The 20,115-nt window shown below is 63.9% G+C and carries 22 protein-coding genes and 1 pseudogene; 12 read left to right on the plus strand and 11 right to left on the minus strand.

Annotated features, from left to right (window positions below; genetic code table 11):
* Window positions 1-19: 19 nt before the first annotated feature.
* Window positions 20-775: a 16S rRNA (uracil(1498)-N(3))-methyltransferase gene (locus P0R31_RS33105; protein ID WP_275518811.1), complete on the minus strand. Its 756-nt coding sequence runs from the start codon at window positions 773-775 to the stop codon at window positions 20-22.
* Between the two features lie 210 nt (window positions 776-985).
* Here P0R31_RS33105 and P0R31_RS33110 point away from each other — a divergent pair, with 210 nt between their 5' ends.
* Both P0R31_RS33110 and ubiA read left to right on the plus strand, forming a co-directional pair.
* On the plus strand, window positions 986-1,648 hold the full coding sequence (locus tag P0R31_RS33110) for a hypothetical protein (protein WP_275518812.1): 663 nt from the start codon (window positions 986-988) through the stop codon (window positions 1,646-1,648).
* A 142-nt stretch (window positions 1,649-1,790) separates the two neighbouring features.
* Entirely contained in the window at window positions 1,791-2,747 is a 957-nt protein-coding gene (gene ubiA / locus P0R31_RS33115) for a 4-hydroxybenzoate octaprenyltransferase (RefSeq protein WP_275518813.1), read from the plus strand.
* 101 nt (window positions 2,748-2,848) lie between these two features.
* Here ubiA and P0R31_RS33120 read toward each other — a convergent pair whose 3' ends face one another.
* On the minus strand, window positions 2,849-3,367 hold the full coding sequence (locus tag P0R31_RS33120; protein ID WP_275518814.1) for a DUF6101 family protein: 519 nt from the start codon (window positions 3,365-3,367) through the stop codon (window positions 2,849-2,851).
* 264 nt (window positions 3,368-3,631) lie between these two features.
* Between P0R31_RS33120 and P0R31_RS33125 the strand changes: the two genes are divergently transcribed.
* The 7 genes from P0R31_RS33125 to P0R31_RS33155 all read left to right on the plus strand — a co-directional run bounded on the left by P0R31_RS33125 (window position 3,632) and on the right by P0R31_RS33155 (window position 9,763).
* Window positions 3,632-5,023, plus strand: a complete 1,392-nt coding sequence (locus P0R31_RS33125; RefSeq protein ID WP_275518815.1) for a TldD/PmbA family protein — start codon at window positions 3,632-3,634, stop codon at window positions 5,021-5,023.
* Window positions 5,010-5,828 (plus strand): 3'(2'),5'-bisphosphate nucleotidase CysQ, encoded by an 819-nt coding sequence (locus P0R31_RS33130; protein ID WP_275518816.1) that lies wholly within the window; start codon window positions 5,010-5,012, stop codon window positions 5,826-5,828. Before P0R31_RS33125 ends, P0R31_RS33130 begins: the two co-directional genes overlap by 14 nt.
* Before the next feature lie 61 nt (window positions 5,829-5,889).
* Window positions 5,890-6,132: a DUF4170 domain-containing protein gene (locus tag P0R31_RS33135; RefSeq protein ID WP_036039955.1), complete on the plus strand. Its 243-nt coding sequence runs from the start codon at window positions 5,890-5,892 to the stop codon at window positions 6,130-6,132.
* Window positions 6,129-6,848, plus strand: a complete 720-nt coding sequence (locus P0R31_RS33140) for a lysophospholipid acyltransferase family protein (protein ID WP_275518817.1) — start codon at window positions 6,129-6,131, stop codon at window positions 6,846-6,848. Before P0R31_RS33135 ends, P0R31_RS33140 begins: the two co-directional genes overlap by 4 nt.
* Window positions 6,841-8,157: a 3-deoxy-D-manno-octulosonic acid transferase gene (locus P0R31_RS33145; RefSeq protein ID WP_275518819.1), complete on the plus strand. Its 1,317-nt coding sequence runs from the start codon at window positions 6,841-6,843 to the stop codon at window positions 8,155-8,157. The genes P0R31_RS33140 and P0R31_RS33145 overlap by 8 nt, the downstream gene beginning before the upstream one ends.
* The gene (gene lpxK / locus P0R31_RS33150) at window positions 8,150-9,166 is read left to right on the plus strand and encodes a tetraacyldisaccharide 4'-kinase (RefSeq protein WP_275518820.1); all 1,017 of its coding nucleotides are present in this window, start codon (window positions 8,150-8,152) and stop codon (window positions 9,164-9,166) included. Before P0R31_RS33145 ends, lpxK begins: the two co-directional genes overlap by 8 nt.
* A gap of 261 nt (window positions 9,167-9,427) precedes the next feature.
* Window positions 9,428-9,763: a GYD domain-containing protein gene (locus tag P0R31_RS33155; RefSeq protein ID WP_172787163.1), complete on the plus strand. Its 336-nt coding sequence runs from the start codon at window positions 9,428-9,430 to the stop codon at window positions 9,761-9,763.
* A gap of 255 nt (window positions 9,764-10,018) precedes the next feature.
* On the opposite strand, the gene P0R31_RS33160 is transcribed toward P0R31_RS33155, so the two are convergent.
* The 5 genes from P0R31_RS33160 to P0R31_RS33180 form a co-directional block, all read right to left on the minus strand.
* Window positions 10,019-10,204 carry a hypothetical protein gene (locus P0R31_RS33160; protein WP_275518826.1) on the minus strand — a complete coding sequence of 62 codons (186 nt, stop codon included), beginning with the start codon at window positions 10,202-10,204 and terminating at the stop codon, window positions 10,019-10,021.
* 413 nt (window positions 10,205-10,617) lie between these two features.
* Entirely contained in the window at window positions 10,618-10,995 is a 378-nt protein-coding gene (locus tag P0R31_RS33165; RefSeq protein WP_275518827.1) for a TadE/TadG family type IV pilus assembly protein, read from the minus strand.
* Window positions 10,992-11,495, minus strand: coding sequence for a TadE/TadG family type IV pilus assembly protein (locus P0R31_RS33170; RefSeq protein ID WP_275518828.1), 504 nt, complete (start codon window positions 11,493-11,495; stop codon window positions 10,992-10,994). Before P0R31_RS33170 ends, P0R31_RS33165 begins: the two co-directional genes overlap by 4 nt.
* An 11-nt stretch (window positions 11,496-11,506) precedes the next feature.
* The gene (locus P0R31_RS33175; RefSeq protein WP_275518830.1) at window positions 11,507-12,742 is read right to left on the minus strand and encodes a TadE/TadG family type IV pilus assembly protein; all 1,236 of its coding nucleotides are present in this window, start codon (window positions 12,740-12,742) and stop codon (window positions 11,507-11,509) included.
* 305 nt (window positions 12,743-13,047) lie between these two features.
* Entirely contained in the window at window positions 13,048-13,272 is a 225-nt protein-coding gene (locus P0R31_RS33180) for a DUF2093 domain-containing protein (protein ID WP_260372720.1), read from the minus strand.
* Window positions 13,273-13,466: 194 nt separating this feature from the next.
* Between P0R31_RS33180 and P0R31_RS33185 the strand changes: the two genes are divergently transcribed.
* Entirely contained in the window at window positions 13,467-14,261 is a 795-nt protein-coding gene (locus P0R31_RS33185) for a dienelactone hydrolase family protein (protein WP_275518831.1), read from the plus strand.
* Window positions 14,262-14,304: 43 nt separating this feature from the next.
* Complete coding sequence (locus P0R31_RS33190; RefSeq protein ID WP_275518833.1) at window positions 14,305-14,448, plus strand: hypothetical protein; 144 nt, start codon at window positions 14,305-14,307, stop codon at window positions 14,446-14,448.
* A 185-nt stretch (window positions 14,449-14,633) separates the two neighbouring features.
* Here P0R31_RS33190 and xseA read toward each other — a convergent pair whose 3' ends face one another.
* Complete coding sequence (xseA, locus tag P0R31_RS33195) at window positions 14,634-16,253, minus strand: exodeoxyribonuclease VII large subunit (protein ID WP_275518834.1); 1,620 nt, start codon at window positions 16,251-16,253, stop codon at window positions 14,634-14,636.
* Between the two features lie 411 nt (window positions 16,254-16,664).
* The gene (locus P0R31_RS33200) at window positions 16,665-16,847 is read right to left on the minus strand and encodes a hypothetical protein (RefSeq protein WP_275518835.1); all 183 of its coding nucleotides are present in this window, start codon (window positions 16,845-16,847) and stop codon (window positions 16,665-16,667) included.
* A 328-nt stretch (window positions 16,848-17,175) separates the two neighbouring features.
* On the opposite strand from P0R31_RS33200, the gene P0R31_RS33205 reads away from it, so the two are divergent.
* Window positions 17,176-17,364: a hypothetical protein gene (locus P0R31_RS33205; protein WP_275518836.1), complete on the plus strand. Its 189-nt coding sequence runs from the start codon at window positions 17,176-17,178 to the stop codon at window positions 17,362-17,364.
* Window positions 17,365-17,408: 44 nt separating this feature from the next.
* Here the strand turns inward: P0R31_RS33205 and P0R31_RS41135 are convergent.
* Together P0R31_RS41135 and P0R31_RS33215 are read right to left on the minus strand one after the other, a co-directional pair.
* Window positions 17,409-17,959: pseudogene (locus P0R31_RS41135) on the minus strand (REP-associated tyrosine transposase).
* Window positions 17,960-18,008: 49 nt separating this feature from the next.
* A complete protein-coding gene (locus P0R31_RS33215) occupies window positions 18,009-19,847 on the minus strand; it encodes an ATP-dependent nuclease (RefSeq protein ID WP_275518837.1) in 1,839 nt (612 codons plus the stop codon).
* Window positions 19,848-20,115 lie beyond the last annotated feature (268 nt).

The following is a 20,115-nucleotide window of genomic DNA, read 5'->3' on the forward strand; positions in this document are numbered from 1 at the left end:
GGGTGGGCAATGCGCAGGATCAGGCGCTTTTGCCGCCCCAATCCCCCAGCACCGCCTGCACCAGCGCCAGGGCGGCGACCGCTGCGGTGTCCGCCCGCATGATGCGGGGGCCGAGCGCCAGCCGCAGGATTTTGGGCTGGCGCAGCAACAGCGCCCGCTCTTCCTCGGCAAAACCGCCCTCGGGGCCGATCAGCACGTCGATGCCGTGTCCGATCTCGCGCGCGCCTTGCAGGCTCTGAACGGGATCCTGGACCTCCGCCGCCTCGTCGCAGAAGATCAGCAACCGGTCCGCGGGGCGCTGGCTCAGGAAGCGCTCCAGCGGCACCGGCTCGGCCACGCTGGCGATGCTGAGGATGCCGCATTGCTCGGCCGCCTCGACCACATTGGCGCGCATCCGCTCGGTGTTGACCCGGGAGGCCTGGGTGAACCGGGTCAGGACCGGCTGCAGGCCGGCGGCGCCCATCTCGATGGCCTTCTGCACCATGTAGTCCAGCCGGGCATGCTTGAGCGGGGCGAAGACGTAGGTGAGGTCCGCGAGCCGGTCCTGGGGCCGGGTCCGCTGCAGGATCACGAGGCCGTCCGGCCGCTTGCGGCCCTCGATGGCGGCCTGCCACTCGCCATCCCTGCCGTTGAAGGCCAGGACCTCGGCGCCGGCCGCCAGCCGCAGCACATTGCCGAGATAATTGCTCTGGTCGCGGTCGAGCGCGACCTTGGCGTCCTGGGCCAGGGGGGCAGCGACGAACAGGCGGGGGGCGCGAAAATCGTGGGAAGGCATCGCTCGGGGTCCGATTACCGGCCGTTCTTAACCGAAAGGCGCCATTTCGGGGGTAAATATTGCCGAATCGGTGCGTCCCAGCGCCGCGCTCTCGCCCTATTCCACGGGTTGTTAAGCGCCGGCGGGAATCGTAAAAACGCGAACACGCTGGTCGCGCTTCAATTGGGAAGCCCTGAACCCCGTTAGCTCCTGCCGGAGAGACTTATCTTGATGATCCGCCATTTGATGGTTCCGATCACTGCCGCCACGGTCGCCATGAGTGCTGTGGGCGCTCATGCGCAAAGCGCGTTCCCCGCGCCGCTGCCCAACCAGGCTGCCGCCAGTTCTCCATTTCCTCCGGTCAACGGTGCGGCGCCGAGCGCGTCGGTCGGCACCGCGCCGCAATCCTCCTTTCCCGTGAACGGTGCTGCCCCGATCGGTGGCCCCGGCGCCTTCAGCGCGGCTCCGCCGACGCAGGCCGGTCCCGGCGAAGACTGCATGAAGGCCTTCATTCCGCTGCGCGAGGAAGCCGAGAAGCGCGGGAAGCTGATCAAGGCCGCGAGCGATCGTCGCGCGCAGCCGGACGAGGCCTGCAAGCTGATCCGCAATTTCAGCCAGGCTGAAGTCAAGATGATCAAGTACATCGAGACCAACGCCGCCAAATGTGGAATCCCGCCACAGATCGGTGCACAGCTGAAGGACGGTCACAAGAACACCGAGGCCATGGCGACGAAGGTCTGCAACGTCGCGCAGCAGATGCAGAACCAGCCGCGCGGTCCGGCCGGTCCGTCGCTGAGCGAGGTGCTGGGCTCTGGCTCCGCGCCCGAGGCCAATGCCGGCAAGAAGGGCGGCAGCACCTTCGATACGCTCAACGGCAACGTCCTGACCCGATGATACATGTGCCGCCGATTTGAAGTTCCTACGGTGCTTGCCGCGAGATCCTCGTAGGAACTTCAAATCGATAAGCGGCACGTGAATTATAGTTTTCTTGCTCGTGCCCTTGTAGTTTTCGAAGTTCGTACCGGAATGGGCCGCGATGGAATACGAACTTCGAAAACTGGGCACTAGCACATCCGCCCGCGTTGCCGATTCCACCGGCAACTGGGTCGATACGCTCGCGCCGCATTGGGCGCGGCCTTACCTGCGCCTCTCCCGCTTCGATCGCCCGATCGGCTCCTGGCTTCTCCTGATGCCATGCTGGTGGTCGGCGGCGCTGGCCGCGGGCATGGCGCATGACATTCGCGGCCTGCCGCTCACCATCGTGCTGTTCTTCATCGGCGCTTTCGTCATGCGCGGGGCCGGCTGCACCTGGAACGACATCACCGATCGCGACCTCGACAACAAGGTCGAGCGCACGCGCTCGCGGCCGCTGCCGTCGGGGCAGGTGACCACCAGGCAGGCGCTGGTCTTCATGGTCGCGCAGGCGCTGGTCGGTCTCGTGGTGCTGTTGCAGTTCAACCGCTTCGCGATCGCAACAGGCATCGCCTCGCTCCTGATCGTCGCGATCTATCCTTTCATGAAGCGCATCACCTGGTGGCCGCAGATCGTGCTCGGGCTCGCCTTCTCCTGGGGCGCGTTGATGGGGTTTGCCGTCACCTTCGGCCGGATCGACGCCACCGCGCTCGTGCTCTATGCCGGCGCGATCTCCTGGGTGATCGGCTATGACACGATCTACGCGCATCAGGACGCGGAGGACGACGCGCTGATCGGCATCAAGTCGACCGCGCGCCTGTTCGGCGCGCATACGCGCCGGGCGCTGGTCCTGTTCTACGGGCTCGCGGTGATGCTGATCGCCATCGCGCTGGCATCTGGCGAGGCGCGCTGGCCGGCCTGGCTCGGGCTCGTGGCCTTCGCCCTGCATCTCGCCTCGCAGATCGTGCGCCTGAAGATCGAAGATCCCGGACTGTGCCTGCGCCTGTTCAAGTCGAACCGCGATGCAGGTTTGCTGCTGTTTGCGGGATTGCTGGCGGACGCGGTGATGCGGGCCGCGTAGGTCTCGTAGGGTGGATTAGCGAAGCGTAATCCACCTCTTCGCTTTCCATGCGGACAGAAGTTGGTGGGTTACGCCTACGGCTAACCCACCCTACGGCACCTTCAATTCCTCGCAATGATCTCGCGTTCGCCGCGATGAACGGACAATTCCCGCGCCATTGCGGTGCGCCGGCGCATCAAGAATTTCGGGCGGCGGGCGCGGATCGCGTTGGCGCGGCGGCGGCGCGGTGCGGGCTTGCGCGCGCCCTCGTCGAGCTGCGGCAGCGCGAAGATCTCGCTCCAGATTGCCCAGGCCTGCGCGATCTCGTCCGCGTCAGTGCTGATCAGCAGCGGGATGGACAGTGAGGGATCGCGGTGCACGAGGACGAGCGTCTGCGCCTCGTCATTGCCGCGGAGCGCAACGCCGGTGAAGTCGGCGACGCGCACGTTGATCGCCATCTGCATGCCGCGCACGGCACGGCGCAGCACGACGCGCTCGCGATGAAGCTCGATCTGCCTGACATGTCCGTCGGCGCGCGGATCATGCGCATCGAAGCGGACCGGAAGGGAAAGAGGGTCGAGCCGCAGGGAGCGGCTCGACCCGGCGGGGTGGACCCCGCATGTTGCTGTTTGACGCCTCACGGCTTCGTTCTCCCCGCCGGGATTATGTTCCCGGTCGATGCGAGGACCCTAGCGCGGGGCGGTCCGAAACCGCTTAAAAAGGCTGGTTAATCCACCGTCACTCGCTCCTCATGATTGACAAGACCTTGGCGTGCATGATTGACGAGACGTTGCGCCGACGTCGCGAATCTGAGCTTTTGGCGGGCTGAAAATGCTTGAAGTCCGCGCTATCAGGGCACATCTGTGGGTTCCGGTCCCGAACCCCGCCCCAACAGGATTTCGTTCGTGAACTCTTCACCAAGCTCGACGCTTTCACCTACCGCCAATCGCGACCTGTTCGATCAGTCCGCGCTCTCCGATCTCGCGCAGCGGCTGGTCGAGGCGGCCAGGCGCGCCGGCGCGGATGCGGCCGACGCGGTCGCGGTGCGCGGCGTCTCGCAGGGCGTCGAGGTCCGCGATGGACGCGTCGAGGAATCCGAGCGGTCCGAGGGCGACGATGTCGGCCTGCGGGTGCTGGTCGGTCAGCGCCAGGCGGTGGTCTCCACCAACGACGTCAGCGGTGATGCCGTCACCAAGCTCGCCGAGCGCGCGGTCGCGATGGCGCGCGTCGCGCCCGACGACAAATATGTCGGCCTCGCCGATCCCGCGCTGCTCGCGCGCGACTTCCCCGATCTCGACCTGCTCGATCCCGCCGTGCCCACGACCGCCGAGCTCGAGCGCCGCGCGCTCGCGGCCGAAGCTGCCGCGCTGGGCGTCAAGGGCGTGACCAAGTCCGGCGGCGCCTCGGCATCCGCCGGCATCGGCGGCATGGTGCTCGTCACCTCGACCGGCTTCCATGGCTCCTACCTGCGCTCCAGCCAGGGCATCTCCGCCACCGCCATCTCGGGCGAAGGCACCGGCATGGAGCGCGACTACGACTTCACCTCGGCGCCGCACGGCGCCGATCTGCTGTCGCCGGAGGTCGTCGGCCGCTCCGCCGGCGAGCGCACCGTGGCGCGCTCCAACCCGCGCAAGGTCGAGACCTGCAAGGTCCCGGTGGTGTTCGATCCGCGCGTCGCCGGCTCCCTGGTCGGCCATCTCGTCGGCGCCATCAACGGCGCCTCGATCGCGCGCAAGACCAGCTTCCTGAAGGACAAGCTCGGCCAGCAGCTGTTCGCTGGGAACATCCGCATCATCGACGATCCCTTGCGCAAGCGCGGCCTGCGCTCGCAGACCTTCGATGCCGAAGGCGTCGCGGTGAAGCGGACCGCGCTGGTCGACGGCGGCGTGCTGACGACCTGGCTGCTGGACTGCGCCACCGCGCGCGAGCTCGGCCTCACCACCACCGGTCACGCTCATCGCGGCGTGTCCTCCTCGCCCTCGCCGGGGCCGTACAATTTGCATCTCGAGCCGGGCACGGCGACGCCGGCCGAGCTGATCGCCGACATCAAGCAGGGGTTCTACGTCACCGACCTGATCGGCTCAGGGGTCAACGGCGTCACCGGCGATTACAGCCGCGGAGCCTCCGGCTTCTGGATCGAGAACGGCGAGCTCACCTATCCCGTCAGCGAGGTGACGATCGCCGGGCACCTGTTCGAGATCTTCAAGTCGATGCAGCCTGCGAACAATCTCGAATTCCGCTACGGCATCAATGCGCCGACGGTGCGCATCGAGGGTTTGACGCTTGGCGGACGCTGACGCGCACTCTCTCGACGATACCATCCTGACCCGCGACGCGGCGCTGCTGAAGGACACGGTGCGGGAGGCGGGCGCGCTGGCGCAGTCGATGTTCCGCACCGAGCTGAGGAAGTGGACCAAGGGCGCGTCCTCGCCGGTGTCGGAAGCCGACATCGCCGTCAATGATCTCCTCGAATCGCGCCTGCGCGCCGCGACGCCCGATTATGGCTGGCTGTCCGAGGAGAGCGCCGACGATGCGGAGCGGCTGTCGCGGCGGCTGACCTGGATCGTCGATCCCATCGACGGCACGCGCAATTATCTCGGCGGCCACGACGAATGGTGCGTCAGCGTCGCGCTGGTGGCGGACGCTTCGCCGGTGCTTGCCGCGGTGTTCGCCCCGGCGAGCGGCGAGTTCTTCTTCGCAACGCGCGGCCGGGGCACGACGCTCAACGACAAGCCGGTGCGCGCGACAAGCGGATCCGAGCTCGACTTCGCCCGCGTCGCCGGCCCGAAGCCGCTGGTCGAGCGGCTGAAGCCGTCGCTCGGCGAGATCAAGCTGCATCGGCGGATCGGGTCGCTGGCGCTGCGGCTGTGCCGGGTCGCCCATGGCGCGCTGGATGCGGCTTTTGCGGGCGGCAACAGCCATGATTGGGATCTTGCGGCGGCCGATTTGATCGTGCAGGAAGCGGATGGTAGGATGAGCGACCTCTCCGGAGAACCCATCCTCTATAACCGCCAGGAAGTGGCGCACGGGGTGCTGGTGGCAGCGGGACGCGAACGTCATGCGGGCATTGTCGCGCATTTTCGCAACCGTCCCATAGCCTAAGGCGCTTTCGTCGTGCTTCTCGAACACTGCTTTGCCGGGCAGCCCGTTAGGAACAGACCTCATGCCAGATAGTGCCCCGCAACAACTGCTCCACCTCGTCATCGGCGGCGAGCTCGTCGATCTCGAGCACAACACCTTCAAGAATCTGGACGAGGTCGACATCGTCGGCCTGTATCCGAACTATGCCAGCGCCCACGCCGCCTGGCGGGCCAAGGCGCAGAGCACGGTCGACAACGCGCAGATGCGCTACTTCATCGTCCACCTGCATCGGCTGCTCGATCCGAACCAAGAACCGGCGCGTTGAAGAAACTGCTTCGCAATACGCTGCGAAGCAGCTGGTTTCAGCGTGCCGTCGGGGTCCTGGCGGCCGAATATCTGCGTCTGGTCTGGCGGACCAGCACTTTCACGTTCGATCCGCCCGAGGTCTACGAACGCGTCGAGCCGCAGCTCCCTGCGATCTTCGCGTTCTGGCACGGCCAGCATTTCCTGACGCCCTTCATCAAGAACCAGGACAAGGCCTCCTATCAGGCCAAGGTGCTGATCTCCCGGCACCGCGACGGCGAGTTCAATGCGATCGCCGCCGAGCGGCTTGGGATCGGCACCATCCGCGGTTCCGGCGACCATGGCGGCGCGTTTCACCGCAAAGGTGGCGTCGGCGCCTTCAAGGAAATGGTGCGGGCGCTCCAGGCCGGTTGTAATGTCGCGCTGACCGCCGATGTCCCGAAGCGCTCGCGCGTGGCCGGGCTCGGCATTATCATGCTGGCACGGGAATCGGGACGGCCGATCATGCCTTTCGCGATGGCGACCAGCCGCTTCGTCCGGCTCAAGAACTGGGACCGCACCACCATCAATTTGCCATTCGGGCGGGGCGCTTTGGTCGGCATCAAGGAAATCCACGTTCCCGCAGATGCCGACGCCGCCATGATGGAGACGTTGCGGCAGGAGCTGGAAGACACGTTGAACGAGGCGACCCGGCGTGCCTATGCGCAGCTCGGATGCCCGGGACCGGAAGATGCCTAAGTCGCTGCCCATTGCGCTGCCGATCACGCTGCGGATGTACCGGCGCCTGGCCGCCGGCCTGGTGCCGCTTGCGCCTGCGCTGATCAAGCGGCGGCTGAAGCAGGGCAAGGAGGATCCCGCACGCGTCGGCGAGCGGCGGGGCCTGTCCCGCGACGTGCGGCCGCATGGCCCGCTGGTCTGGATCCACGGCGCCAGCGTCGGCGAGGTGCTGGCCGCAGCCGCCCTGATCGAGCGCCTGCGCGATCTCAATCTGCGCATCCTGCTCACCTCGGGCACCGTCACCTCGGCGGCGGTCGTTGCAAAGCGCTTTCCGCCCGACGTCATCCATCAATACGTGCCATATGACTCGCCGCGCTATGTCGCGCGCTTCCTCGATCACTGGAAGCCGTCGCTGGCGCTGTTTATCGAATCCGATCTATGGCCGAACCTGATCCTCGCCGGCGCGGCGCGGCGGGTGCCGATGGTGCTGATCAACGGGCGGATGTCGCCGCGTTCGTTCCCGCGCTGGCGCCGCATGCACGGCACCATCTCGGCGCTGCTGTCGCGGTTCGACATCTGTCTTGCGCAGTCGAAGACCGATGCCGAGCGCTTTGCCGCGCTCGGCGGCCGCGACGTCGCGACGACGGGCAATCTCAAGCTCGACGTGCCCGCGCCGCCGGCCGACCCCGCCAAGCTCGAGCGGCTGATGGCGATGACGCGGGGGCGGCCGATCATCGTCGCCGCCTCGACTCATCCGGGCGAGGACGAGATGCTGGTCGCGGCGCATCGCAGCCTGGTCGGCTTCTTCCCGCAGCTTCTCACCGTGATCGTGCCGCGGCACCCGGATCGCGGCTCATCGATCGCAGGCCTCGTCACGGCGTCGGGCCTGAAACCCAGCTTGCGCTCGCGTGAGGAGCTGCCGACCGCGACGACCGACGTCTATGTCGCCGACACCATGGGCGAGCTCGGCCTGTTCTACCGGCTCTCGGGAATCGTGTTCATGGGCGGATCGCTGATCCACCATGGCGGGCAGAACCCGATCGAGGCGATCAAGCTGGGCGCCGCGATCGTCCATGGTCCGCACGTGTTCAACTTCGCCGACGTCTATGAAGCGCTCGATATCAGCGGCGGGGCGCGGCAGGCCGACACGCAGGAGGCGCTGGTTAAGCAGCTCGGCCGGCTGCTGGCCGATCCCATCATGCGCGACAAGATGCAGCACGCGGCCTCCGGCGTGGTCGAGCAGCTTGGCGGGGCGCTCGATCGCACCATGACCGCGCTCGCGCCGTATCTGCTGCAGTTGCGGATCGAGATGGGGGCCGCCAATGCGTGAGCCGGCCTTCTGGTACCGGCCACGCTCCCTCCAATCGTACGCGCTATGGCCGCTCGGTACGTTTTACGGCGCGATCACGGCACGGCGCATGTCGCGCCAGGGCGTGGACGCCGGCATCCCCGTGATCTGCGTCGGCAACTACCATGTCGGCGGTGCCGGCAAGACGCCGACGGTGCTGGCCTTGACCAAGCTCTTGCGCGACCTCGGCGAGACGCCGGTCGTGCTCAGCCGCGGCTATGGCGGACGCCTGAAGGGACCGGTGATGGTCGACCGCGAGCGTCACGATGCGGCCGACGTCGGCGACGAGCCCTTGATGATGGCGCGTGACGTCCCGGTCGTGGTCGCGCGCGACCGCCTCGACGGCGTCGCGCTGGCGAAGTCGCAAGGCGCCACCGTGATCCTGATGGATGACGGTTTCCAGAATCCGGCTCTGTTCAAGGATGCCTCGCTGATCGTGATCGACGGCGAGCGCGGCCTCGGCAACGGCAAGGTGTTTCCCGCAGGGCCCCTGCGCGCCCCGCTCGCGGCGCAGCTCGCGCGCACCGATGCGCTGGTGCTGATCGGCGGCGGCAATGCCGCCAACGACGTCGCGGCGGAGATCGCGAAACGGAACAAGCCCGAGCTGCGTGCGCGCCTGAAGCCGGATGCGGCCTCGCTCGCGCCGCTGCTCGGCAAGCGGGTGTTCGCCTTCGCCGGCATCGGCGATCCCGAACGTTTCTTCCGCACCTTGCGTGCAAGCGGCATCGACGTGGCGCGCACGCGCGCCTTCGCCGACCACCACGTGTTTTCGGACGGCGAGATCGCGGCGCTCGCAGCGGACGCCCAGCGCGAGCAGCTCACGCTGGTGACCACGGAAAAGGATCTTGCCCGCTTGCGCGGCCGCGCAGGCGTGCCTGACGGCATCGTGCCGTTCGCCGTTCAGCTCGAGTTCGATGATCCGGCAAAGTTGCGGCAATTGATCAGCGACCATCTATACAGAGCGCGCGAGCGCAGGTTCAGTGCGCGCTGATCTCGCAACGTGAGGCAACGTCTCTGCCCTAGTCGCGAAACGTAAAATGTCGCTGCTGGCGAATCTTCTTCCGCGCCTTCTGGAGTTGATGTAGCTTTGCATGAGAGCCGTCACCGGGACGTGCCGAACTCCCGGAAATCATCGACGGCGTTGATGCCCACGGCGGGCAATGAATCTTCATCATGTCAGGTGCAGCGGCCGTAACGACCAGTTCGCAACGGCACGGAAAGTCATTGCCAACAGTTCAGAGGAGAACATGCCATGCATTTTTGCCTCACCGGACAATACACGCCACGCGCTCTCAATGCCATTTTGGAGAATCCCACGACCAATCGCCAGGAGGCAGCTCGAAAGCTCATCGAAGCGGCCGGTGGAAAGTTGGTCTCGATGTACAGCGTCGCGGCCGACGGCCCCGGCGTCCTCGTCATTTTCGATGTGCCTGATCCCAGTGCGGCTCCGGCCATTTCCGGCCTGACCGTCACGGCCGGCACGCTGCAGAACGTGAAGCTGGTTCGGTTGTTCACGCAGGACGAGATCAAGCAGGTCCGCCAGAACGCGGCGAAGCTGCGTCCTTCCTATTCGCCGCCGGGAAGCTGATCTCCAGATCCAAAGCGCAGCCGCCGCCGTCGGACGACGCGGCGGCTGTACTCATGTCGAAGCCGGAATCATGTCTGCAACGAGCGAGGAGCCTGTTCACCACGCACCCGCGGCCATCAATCCGATGATGGTCAGGCACGACATGCAGGCGACGACGACGGTGTAGCATTCGGGTGTATTCATTGCGGTCTCCCAAACTGTTGCCAATTGCTTGGTCACTGCTACGCGGGAGTGATCGCCGGTGTTGGAGCCGCTTCAATTCGGCATGCCGAGACCGGTCTTGCGGTGCGGATCCGTTCGCTCATCGTCACTCAGCGTCGCGGGATAATGATCCGCTGCGACAGCTTCAGCGCGCTCAGCTGCGATCAGAAGCTGTTTGCGCATTTCAGCGAGACGGGCGCGGCAATATTCACGATAGAGCAGGTCGAAAATGGCGGGCATGGTCACCCCCATCGCTTGATTGTCAATTTACAGATATTCCACCGCGAATTTTCAAGGTGATCGGCGCCCGTCAGATGGCTCTTCGATATGAGCCCGTTCACAGACCGCGCCAAATTCCAACGCTCGATGGCTGTTTGGTTGACCTGATCGTCTGTGCGATAAAAAGAACAGGGCCAATTACCTAACGTGCACTATAGCAGTGCTTTGTTTCAGCAGAACTTCATCAAACAACTCTAGGGCGCGGAACTGCAACAAAGAATCCAACCACAGGGCGAAACGACTCACCAACGGCTGCAAGGAATGTAGAACGCAATCGACCGGCATGACGGAGATCATTTTGCTGACCTGCCGGCAATGAGCTGCGGGCACATCGCCCTTCTTCCTTCGCGCGGCAAAACCGCCTGTCGGCGACCTCAACTCGGAAAACATGCCCGCGCGGTCAGTGTGATCGGAGACAGGTTGATGATCTGCGGAAACTCGAATGAATAGCTCGCGCTGACCTGGTTGCCGCACGCGGCCGTGGCAAAGGTGAATGTCCCCGGCGGCAGCGTGAGGCCGAAGGCCTGCTGGGCAGCGTAGGTCGTGATCGCGCTGCTGTTCGGGCAGAGCGTGTTGTTGACGCTCGCGCAGCGCGCCGCCATTTCGCTGCCATGCTGGATTCCGAGCTGGGTCCAGAACAGCAATCCGCATTCGATGATCCCGAATATGAACAGGAAGAACACGGGAGCAGTCAGCGCGAATTCCAGCGCTGTGGTGCCCCGCGTGTCCCGCCAGAGTGCGGTGAGCTTCACTGCAGCCTCGTGGTGGACTGCGCGGTGTACGTGTATGTGGCCTCCACGATCTGATAGTCGATGATCGTATAGTACGTCGCTTTCGCCGAGACTGTCGTATATGTTCCGGCCGGCGCACCGCCGGTGCAGACCGTTCCGCAGCTGGTGGCGCTGACGCCCGCACTCGTCGGACATCCGCAGAACTGGACCGGCGGAGGTGACGCGGTGATGTTCGTCGCGCTGGTGGCACTTGCGACGGCGTTCGCGATGCCGTTCGTGTCGAAGCCGCGCGCAATCGCGTACTGGGCCCCTGCTTGCGCGGCATTTTCGACCTGCATCTTGCGATAGAGGGCGAGCCCGATGTCCGTGACCGAGACGACCATCAGAGACAGCAGCGGAACCAGGATGGCGAATTCGGCCGCCGCGACGCCCCGTTGATCGCCGGCAGCATTGCGCCCGTGCCGCGCCAGAGAACCGAGCCATCGACGGCCAAACCTGGATGAGACATTCCGGATCTGCATCGCTCCAAACCTCATTCGACGAGCTGCGCGGTTTGCGAACCGATCGTCGCGGTGCCGAGCGCGGTGCAATTGACCTGCAGGTTCGACGTGCCGCTGAACGTCAGCGTATCCGCGATGATCTTGGTGCAGGATGTGCTGGTGCCGTTGCCGCCGCTGAAGCTGAGATTGGCCTTCGGCAGGTAGATGGCACCGCCGAAATTCTGCGTGCTGCCGCCGGTGAGGTTGAAAGCCGTCCCGGCCGGCATGTTGCGGTCGCCGTACATGACGATGCCCTTCGTCGGGCCGCTGGTCGGCCCGGTCAGGTCGACGCTCGCGTTGCTGCCGATCGAGGCGGTGCCCCAGTCGCTGCCGGAGCCGGTGAACACCAGGGTGACGCCGCTGCCGGTGATGGTGGCATTTCCGGCGACGCTCAGGCTGGCGCCGTCCAGATAATAGATGCCGGGATTGAGGTTCAGCACTGCGCCGGCATTGACCGTGATGCTGCCCATATAGCAGCCGGGGTCGAGCGAGTTCGTCTTTCCGTTGGCGTTGACCGTGATCTTGGCATTGCTGCAGCTCGGCCGCGTGGGTGGAGAGACGTCGGCATAGGGATCGGCGACAGGCGTGATGTGCGTCTTGATCCCGTTGGCCGCCGTGATGCTGCTCGCGCCGGAGACGTCGCCGACCACGCCGACCTGGTTTGCGGCGACCGAGGCGCTGCCGGCGACGTTGAGCGAGGGGCTCGCGCTCGAATTGCTGTAGAGGTTGCACTTGATCAGGTTGAGCTGGTTGCCGCCGCTGACATTGACGGCGGGGCTTGCGCTCCTGTTGAGCGCAAGGACGCAGCCCGTCCCGGAATTGGGCAGGGCGACCGAGCGCGCGGTGATTGGTACGCGATCCGAGCCGAACAAGGCCGACAGCAGCCGCCGCTGCGGTTGACTGACGATGACTTCGATGGCCTGCGCGTTCGACGCCTGACTGCCTGTTTTTGGTGGCTGGTTCACGGTAACAGTGACGTCGTTCGCCCCGTCCGTGTAGCCATAATTTGCCGCAACCGCCTTGGCTTCGGACGAGGGGTCGCCGCCGACGCTGGCAGCCGTCGCAGCGCTGACCGCGCCGGAATCTGCGACGCTCTGCATGTTCTTGTGCTTGTAGTACCACCAGCCCACTTCCGTTCCGAGGCCGGCAGTGCCGACCAGGACCGGCATGAGCAGCGCAGAAATGAGCACGTAGCTGCCCTGCTCGTCGCGGATGAACCGTTCGAGCAAATGATTCTTTGCGCTCGAAGGTGTACCGAACGAACGGCTGAAAATTCTCCGGAGGTCCATGCGTTCCTGCCCGATTGCCACTTCATCCCGAGGCAATGTGGTGCAGGCCGGCTTAAATGGGCCCCAATGGGAGCCGGACAATTTTAAACATCCGCGAACATTCAGCCGGCATTCATGGCCGCAATCTTATTGAATGATGCCGCGTCCAGGAGAAGTCAGATGAAATTGCACTCTGCAATTGTTACCGCCAGCATGATATGTCTGCCGGTTTTGCCCGCCCTACGAGAGTTGCGAGAGCCAAAGGATCACGGCTGCTTCAGCGCGCCGGGAAAATGCCGCTGCAGCACCGCGGCGGGCGTCGCATAGGCCTCCTGCAGATCGACGCTCCAGTATTTCAGCTCGTCGAGCGGGATGCGGACGTCGGTGATCGCGCAGCGCACGAAGGTCCCCGGCGAGATCACGCGGAAATCGCCGTCGAGATATTGCACCTGCGCTTCGCCATGGCCCGAGGGGCCGAACTTGTTCAGCACGGTCGAAAGTCTCCGTGGGGGGCCTCTCCATGGAAAGCCGTGGAAGGCACGATGTGTTGGACGGGATGTAGCATAGATGGGGTGGCTTGTCCGCCCGTTAAACCCACCGGTTCGTGATGATTTGCCGCCGTTTTCGCATGATAGGGCTTCGGTCGAAGGGCCACTGGTTCCGGCAATCCCTGCGGCAGAGTCCGATGCGCCTGCGCCTGACCGCTTTGTTCCTGACGCTGCTGATGTCGGCCGCGCACGCCGCCGAGGGCCCGCAGCCGGTCGAGATTCCGCTCGCGTCCGGGGTGCTCCATGCGCAGCTCTACAAGCCCGCGGGCAAGGGGCCATTTCCGGCCGTGATCGCGCTGCATGGCTGCGGCGGGCTCGGCGGTCATTCCGATCCCGTGCTGCCGCGCTATCGCGATTGGGCCGAGCGCCTGCTTAAGGACGGCAATGCCGTGCTGCTGCCCGACAGCTACGGCTCGCGCGAGCTCGGCCCGCAATGCCGCGTCAAGGAGATGCACGTCAAGGCGCGGCGCGAACGCGTCGCCGATATCGCGGCCGCGCGCGCCTGGCTGATGCAGCAGCCTTTCGTGGCGCGGGACCGCGTCAGCCTGATCGGCTGGGCCAATGGTGCGAGCGCGCTGCTCTGGGCCGTGCGTCCGCAGAGCGCAGGCCGCGATCCCGGTCCGGATTTCCGCGCCGCCATCGCATTCTATCCGGATTGCCGGATCTCGGCGGGTTTGGGCTGGAGCACGCGGGTGCCGACGCTGGTTCTGATCGGCGCCGATGACGAGGTGTCGTCGCCGCCGGCCTGCCGCCAGATGGTGGACGGCGCGCGCGGCCGCAGCGCGCTGGCGCGCATCGTGGTCTATCCCGGCGCCGATCACGATTTCGACCGCGCCGGCACGCCGCTGCACGCCGCCGCCGCGCCCGAGCACGGAGATGCCGAAGCCCGCGCCGCCTCGCAGCAGGACGTCGCGCAATGGCTGGCGCGGTGATGGCGCCATCATTCGACCACGATGTCGATTAAACGCATCTCACATGCCTGGCCGCATCACGCTCTTCGCCTCCGCCCTGATCGTCTTCACCGTCGCGATCCTGCTGTTCGAGGCCCACGCCGGCCACCGCGCGCCGGACCATTGCGGCTTCTGGACCACGATCGAGGCGGGATTGTCGTGCCGGTAGGCGGCCGGCGCTGTCGCTGGCCCGCTTGTGGCTCGACGCGTCCCCACACTCAGTGTCATCGCCCGGTTTAGCCGGGCGATCCAGTACTCCGAGAATGTCAGTGGGTCATCGAGAAGCTGCGGCGTACTGGATTCCCCGCCTGCGCGGGGAATGACACCGATGATGGAGCGTTCGCTCCTCCCCCCTCAGAACAAGCTGCCCTGATCCACCGGCTTGGCCAGGCGCCTCGGCGCCGGCTTTGTCTCCGCAGCCGGCTTGGCCTGCGCCGGCGCGCGCCTCTCCGCAGGCGCCGGGCGATCCGCATCCGCCGTCGCGCCGACACGGCCGTCCGCGAACTCGATCTCGACCCGCGCGCCGGGGCCGATCGTATCAGCCGCATGCACGGGATGGCCGGCCTCGTCGCGCACCAGCGCAAAGCCGCGCGCGAGCACGCTGCGATAGGACAAAGCGGAGAGCAGCTTGCCGCTGTTCTCGACCCGCGCCTCCAGCCGGTGCAGCAGCGTGACAAGCGCGCGCTGCGCCCGCTCAGTCAGACGATGCGTGCGCTCGCGCTGGCGGGCAATCGCGTTGCGCTGCGCCTGCGCATTCGCAAGCTTCGAGGCGCGCAGGCGCACCTCGAGTCCCGCAAAGCGGTCGCGCCGCTGCCGCAGCAGCGAGCGCGTGGAGAGACCAAGCCGCTCGCCGCACACGGTGAGGCGATGATCGGCCTGCGAGATCTGGCCGTGCAGCACGCGCAGCGTCAGCTTCGAGCTTGCGGCGGTGAAACGGCGGAAATGCGCATGCGTGTTGGCCTTGAGGCAGCGGGGCAGGGACGCGCCCGCCGAATCCAGCCGCTGCCGCGGGATCGCGAGCAGATCGCCGGCCGCCGGCAGCGCGCGCGCGGCGGCGCGCAGTTCGCTGCGGCGGCTCTCCTGGGCGCGTTGCCAATAGGCGCGGGTGCGGCGGCCGAGATCGCCCACTTCGACGAACAAGTCGCTGCGCACCGGCACGGCCATCTCGGCCGCCGCTGTCGGCGTCGGCGCGCGCTTGTCGGCAACGAAGTCGATCAGCGTGATGTCGGTCTCGTGCCCCACCGCCGAGATCAGCGGGATCATGCTTTCGCTTGCGGCACGCACCACGATCTCCTCGTTGAACGACCAGAGGTCCTCCAGCGAGCCGCCGCCGCGCGCGACGATCAAGACGTCGGGCCGCGGAATTCGGCCGCCCTCGGGGAGCGCGTTGAAGCCGCGGATTGCGGCGGCGACCTGCTCGGCCGAGCCGTCGCCCTGCACCTTCACCGGCCACACCAGCACGCGGCGGGGGAAGCGGTCCTCGAGCCGATGCAGGATGTCGCGGATCACGGCGCCGGTCGGCGAAGTGACGACGCCGATCACCTCCGGCAGCCAGGGCAGGAGCTGCTTGCGCGCCTCGTCGAACAACCCTTCGGCGGCGAGCTTCTTCTTGCGCTCCTCCATCAGCGCCATCAGCGCGCCGATGCCGGCCGGCTCTAAGGCCTCGATCACGATCTGGTATTTCGAGGAGCCTGGATAGGTCGTCAGCTTGCCGGTGGCGATCACCTCGAGCCCCTCCTGGGGCTTGAAGCGCATGCGGCTATGCACGCCCTTCCAGATCACCGCCTCGATCTTGGCGCTCTCGTCCTTGAGCGCGAAATAGCAATGGCCGGACGAATGGGCCCCGCGAAAGCCCGAGATTTCGCCGCGGACGCGGACATGGCCATAGGCGTCCTCGACCGTCCGCTTCAGGGACAGGGACAGTTCGGAGACGGTGAATTCAGGCGCGTTGAGCAGTTGTTCCGCAGGCGGCATGGCAAACGATTCGGCATTTCGGGGTCAGACCCGACGTTAAGGATTTTCGCTGGCCAGCGCCAGCCTCCGCCGTCATTCCGGGGCGCGCCCTCTTGGGCGCGAGCCCGGAATCCATTCATCCGCCGACGCTGTGGCCCGATGGATTCTCAGGTGCGCAAGTGCGCACCATAGTTCGCGCTGCGCGCGCCCCCGGAATGACGGCTTGAGGATAGGTTGAGCTCTCGCGAAACTCATCGCTTTCCTCATTCGGCTCTCGGTCATGGCGGTCGGCATCCTACTGAAAATGTCGACGAAGCGCGGATGGTGGGCCCGGTGACGTTCGAATGCCGGGCGGGTGATGGGTTTCGCAAGGGCTCAACCCATCCTACGGGCTGGCATTGCCGCTTGCGACCCGTTGCAGACTTACGGCGCCTACTTCCGGTTTCTGGCGATCCTGAAGAGGCCAAGCCCTACGATTAGGAAAACCGGCACGACCAGGTAGGTTAAGAGCAGGATGATATTAGGATACGCGACGAGGAGATAAGTGCTGAACGCGACGATAACCAGCGCCCCAACCGAAATTGCAACCAGCAATGCCCGCTTAATGCCGTCCATGGACTTGTATCGATGGTCTCCCTGGCGAGTAGGATATCAGACCCAAGAATGAATGTCGCCTTTTGGGCCCTTAACCGATCTTGTCGTCTCATCCGGCGACGCCGGCCTAGACCCAAGGCGGACGTCCCGAACGCTGCTGGGCCCGTCCAATCGTGCTTGGCGCATCGATATCCGTCTGTGCCGTTCGGCCGGCATGTGCCGCGGCTCGACTAACAGCCTCAACGGAAGCAGGAACAATGTCCAGGCAATCCGATTGGAACGTTGTGACGCCCGATCCGGGATCAACCAGCAAGCTTCCGGGAGGCGTCTTATCAGGGAGGAGCCACCGATGGATGACGAACGAAAATCATCAAAGGCGGGCGAACGGGCCGCCGAAGGCTTGCGTGAAGCAACGTCCAAGCACGAAGCGAAGAACGAGAGCAGGATGGGGCACGATCTGGCCAAGGGGGCCGATCGTTTCGAAGAGCGCTCGAAAAGCTCTGATGGAAAAAGCGCGGAAGAGAAGCAAAAAGGGTGAAAGCTCGTAGGATGGGTTGAGCCCTTGCGAAACCCATCGCTGCTCTATCCCCGCTCACCGTCATCGCGGCGGTCATCCGACTGATCGCCGGCCCAATCGACAGGTCATTGCCGAGTTTGACGTGACGATGAAACGAGGAGGGCGCCCAGTCACGCACCCGATTGACGAGCCCGTGCTTGATCGGATTGATGTGAACATAGTCGACATGCCGCGCGAAATCGACGTCGTCACGAATAGTATGTTCCCAATATCTGCGCTGCCAGATGCCCCGCTCATCTTTTGCCGAGCGGCTTTGGGATATCTTTTCATTGCGCGCCATGCCGCGCGAAAAGGTGGATTTGATCAACTGCCAGCGCATCGCAAAATCGGCATCACCTTCCGGCAACGTCCACACCGTGTGAAGGTGGTCAGGCAGCACCACGATGGCATCGATCGTGAATAGATGGCGCTGATGCGTTTCGCGAAACGCCACGCGCAACGCCTCGATATGATCTGTCAACAATGCCAGCTTCCGCTCCGCCAGATTGACGGTGAAGAAGAAACACCCAGCCGGAACGAAGTTGCGGCGGTACGCGTCATGACGCGATCTTGTCACGAAACAAGTGCGATGGGTTTCGCAAGGGCTCAACCCATCCTACGGGCTGCTATTTCTTATTGTGCAGTCGAGAAGTAATTTCTCTCACCAACTGCTTTATCGCGGCCTTGGTGTCTGCATCAAAATCTGCAAACTTTATCTTCTTCCCTCGAACCTTGTTCAGGAACTCATAAGCCAAAATGGGCTTTGAGTGCGTGCTGCTCTTTACGTGTTGGGAGTTTTTGCCTTCATAAGTTAGATCAGGATCACCAAGAATGTGCAAACAAAAGTCGTTCTTCGAAAAGATATCCTCCATGCCGTCGCCTGCAATCTTGAGCATGCGCTGCTTGGAAACTATTTCATCATCGCCAAACATGTAACGTTTGAGGTTATTATACGCTTGCCTTCCGGCGCTGTCGTCATCAACGGCGACAATGAACTCTAAGCCCCACCCTAAGAACATATTGGCTAGTGCCTGTACGTTACTGGCACCGGTTGCGGCAATGAAGTAGGCCTCCTGCTTCTCTCCCAGAAGGTCCCAAAAGGCAGTCAAATAATAGAAGCCGCTGATTTCCTCCAATATTACGTTATTTCGTTTTTTGACTACCTGCTGATGAGACAGATCGACGCCCATCGCCGTTAACACAGGCGACAGGGTGTCTCTAGAAGCCGCGCCAAGTTCATGCGCGTGAACCAGTGTGGTGGGCGAATTGTCAGCATCGCCGTCTCTCTGCGCGGCAATGACCCTGTAGAGCTTATCGTATTCGATCATATGGGGGCTGTGTGTCGAGTACACGATCTGGCTTTTGTTGGACTTCGCCAATCCATTGATCACTTTCAAGACGTCCGCCTGCGCCTTTGAATGCAGGTTCGCGCCTGGCTCATCGAACAGGAATACTGTTCCCTGCTCGTCATTTTCAGAGGCCTTTAGCTGGAGATAGAACGAGATAAACCAGCGTACTCCTAAGCTGCGCTGCTTTGGGAACAGTTGATTTGTCCCATCGGTGATCCAAAACTCGAGATGTGGTGCCCCCGCACTTTTCTGAGCCCCCGGACCGTAATAAGCAAACGAACACTTGAGCTGAAGTTTTTCGTTCTTCCCAATCGTTTGGCTCCAGAACGAACTGAAATCGGCGGTTACCGTCGCGTTCGCGCGCGCTAACAGCGTTTGCCGGGTTCTAGGGCTTCCATCTACGAGAGCGTCCAAGTTGATATTGGCAATCTTCAAGAAATTGGCCGCAGCCTGCATTCCCGTGCCTGAAAGAACCGACTCCCCCCTCTTTCCCTTTTGAATGTCTACTCGATCAGGCAGCAGGCCTGCAGCTTGATCAAACAACACGATTGCTGGAGCTAGCGCACAAATTTCTTCACCGAGCCGCTCCGGCGTAAGGTCGTACACGACCTTCTTAGCCCTCTCCTCCTCCGCATCTTCACCGCTCTCGATCTCTTCTTCCTCTGCTGTTTCGCTTTCCGTGTCTTTGACTTTCGGCGCAGCATTCTTTTGCAGCGCTTCCGCTAGATCGGTGTCCTCGCATGATATTACGCAAGCATATTTGGCGTTGGCAGCGTCATAACGCCAACGAAAGCTCACGATGAGCTCGCCTTCGCGCATCTCAAGAATTACTCCTGCGACAGCAACTTGGTCTTCATTGTATGCGGCTAATGCCGCTAAAAGTCGTTTAGCGTCTATCTCGATGCGCAAGAATATGGCGGGCATCGGCGCATCGATCCGACAATCGTCGTCCGAAATATCCGTTGCGTGAAGCGTCGTTGCGAGCGCTTCGAGGATCGATGATTTTCCGCTCTCGTTCTGACCGACTATGACGGTGATGCCATCCGACGCGAAGGGACACCATCCGGTGTCCACGATTGATCGGAAATTGGTGATGCGGAACGCAATCAACTTCATCTCAGCCCTCCCCCTAGAATCTAAATCTAGGTGCAACCGGAGGCGGTAAGCAAGCTGCTTGCGCCCCTTCTGTAGCCTTCGTGGAAGAGCAAGAATGTTATTCACATATTGATCTAATGTCCGTTGCGGTGCGGGTCCGTTCCATTGAGCTGAGAAAAGTACTGGGCGCCGCTAGCCGCTCTGCAGATAGCGAGTCCCGGCGGACCCCAGCCTTTCCACTTCACGACGCCCGTAATCCTAAGGAGTTCGCTCCCGCCCCCCTTGAGCC

It is taken from the genome of Bradyrhizobium yuanmingense (assembly GCF_029167105.1).
In the GTDB taxonomy this organism is placed as follows: Bacteria; Pseudomonadota; Alphaproteobacteria; order Rhizobiales; family Xanthobacteraceae; genus Bradyrhizobium; species Bradyrhizobium yuanmingense_A.

Bases quoted from the DNA above. Each gene is read 5' to 3' on its own strand.
- P0R31_RS33105 (WP_275518811.1), bottom strand. From the start codon at position 775: ATGCCTTCCCACGATTTTCGCGCCCCCCGCCTGTTCGTCGCTGCCCCC.
- P0R31_RS33110 (WP_275518812.1), top strand. From the start codon at position 986: ATGATCCGCCATTTGATGGTTCCGATCACTGCCGCCACGGTCGCCATG.
- ubiA (WP_275518813.1), top strand. From the start codon at position 1,791: ATGGAATACGAACTTCGAAAACTGGGCACTAGCACATCCGCCCGCGTT.
- P0R31_RS33135 (WP_036039955.1), top strand. From the start codon at position 5,890: ATGCCAGATAGTGCCCCGCAACAACTGCTCCACCTCGTCATCGGCGGC.
- P0R31_RS33145 (WP_275518819.1), top strand. From the start codon at position 6,841: ATGCCTAAGTCGCTGCCCATTGCGCTGCCGATCACGCTGCGGATGTAC.
- lpxK (WP_275518820.1), top strand. From the start codon at position 8,150: ATGCGTGAGCCGGCCTTCTGGTACCGGCCACGCTCCCTCCAATCGTAC.
- P0R31_RS33155 (WP_172787163.1), top strand. From the start codon at position 9,428: ATGCATTTTTGCCTCACCGGACAATACACGCCACGCGCTCTCAATGCC.
- P0R31_RS33160 (WP_275518826.1), bottom strand. From the start codon at position 10,204: ATGCCCGCCATTTTCGACCTGCTCTATCGTGAATATTGCCGCGCCCGT.
- P0R31_RS33170 (WP_275518828.1), bottom strand. From the start codon at position 11,495: ATGCAGATCCGGAATGTCTCATCCAGGTTTGGCCGTCGATGGCTCGGT.
- P0R31_RS33185 (WP_275518831.1), top strand. From the start codon at position 13,467: ATGCGCCTGCGCCTGACCGCTTTGTTCCTGACGCTGCTGATGTCGGCC.
- P0R31_RS33190 (WP_275518833.1), top strand. From the start codon at position 14,305: ATGCCTGGCCGCATCACGCTCTTCGCCTCCGCCCTGATCGTCTTCACC.
- xseA (WP_275518834.1), bottom strand. From the start codon at position 16,253: ATGCCGCCTGCGGAACAACTGCTCAACGCGCCTGAATTCACCGTCTCC.
- P0R31_RS33200 (WP_275518835.1), bottom strand. From the start codon at position 16,847: ATGGACGGCATTAAGCGGGCATTGCTGGTTGCAATTTCGGTTGGGGCG.
- P0R31_RS33205 (WP_275518836.1), top strand. From the start codon at position 17,176: ATGGATGACGAACGAAAATCATCAAAGGCGGGCGAACGGGCCGCCGAA.
- P0R31_RS33215 (WP_275518837.1), bottom strand. From the start codon at position 19,847: ATGAAGTTGATTGCGTTCCGCATCACCAATTTCCGATCAATCGTGGAC.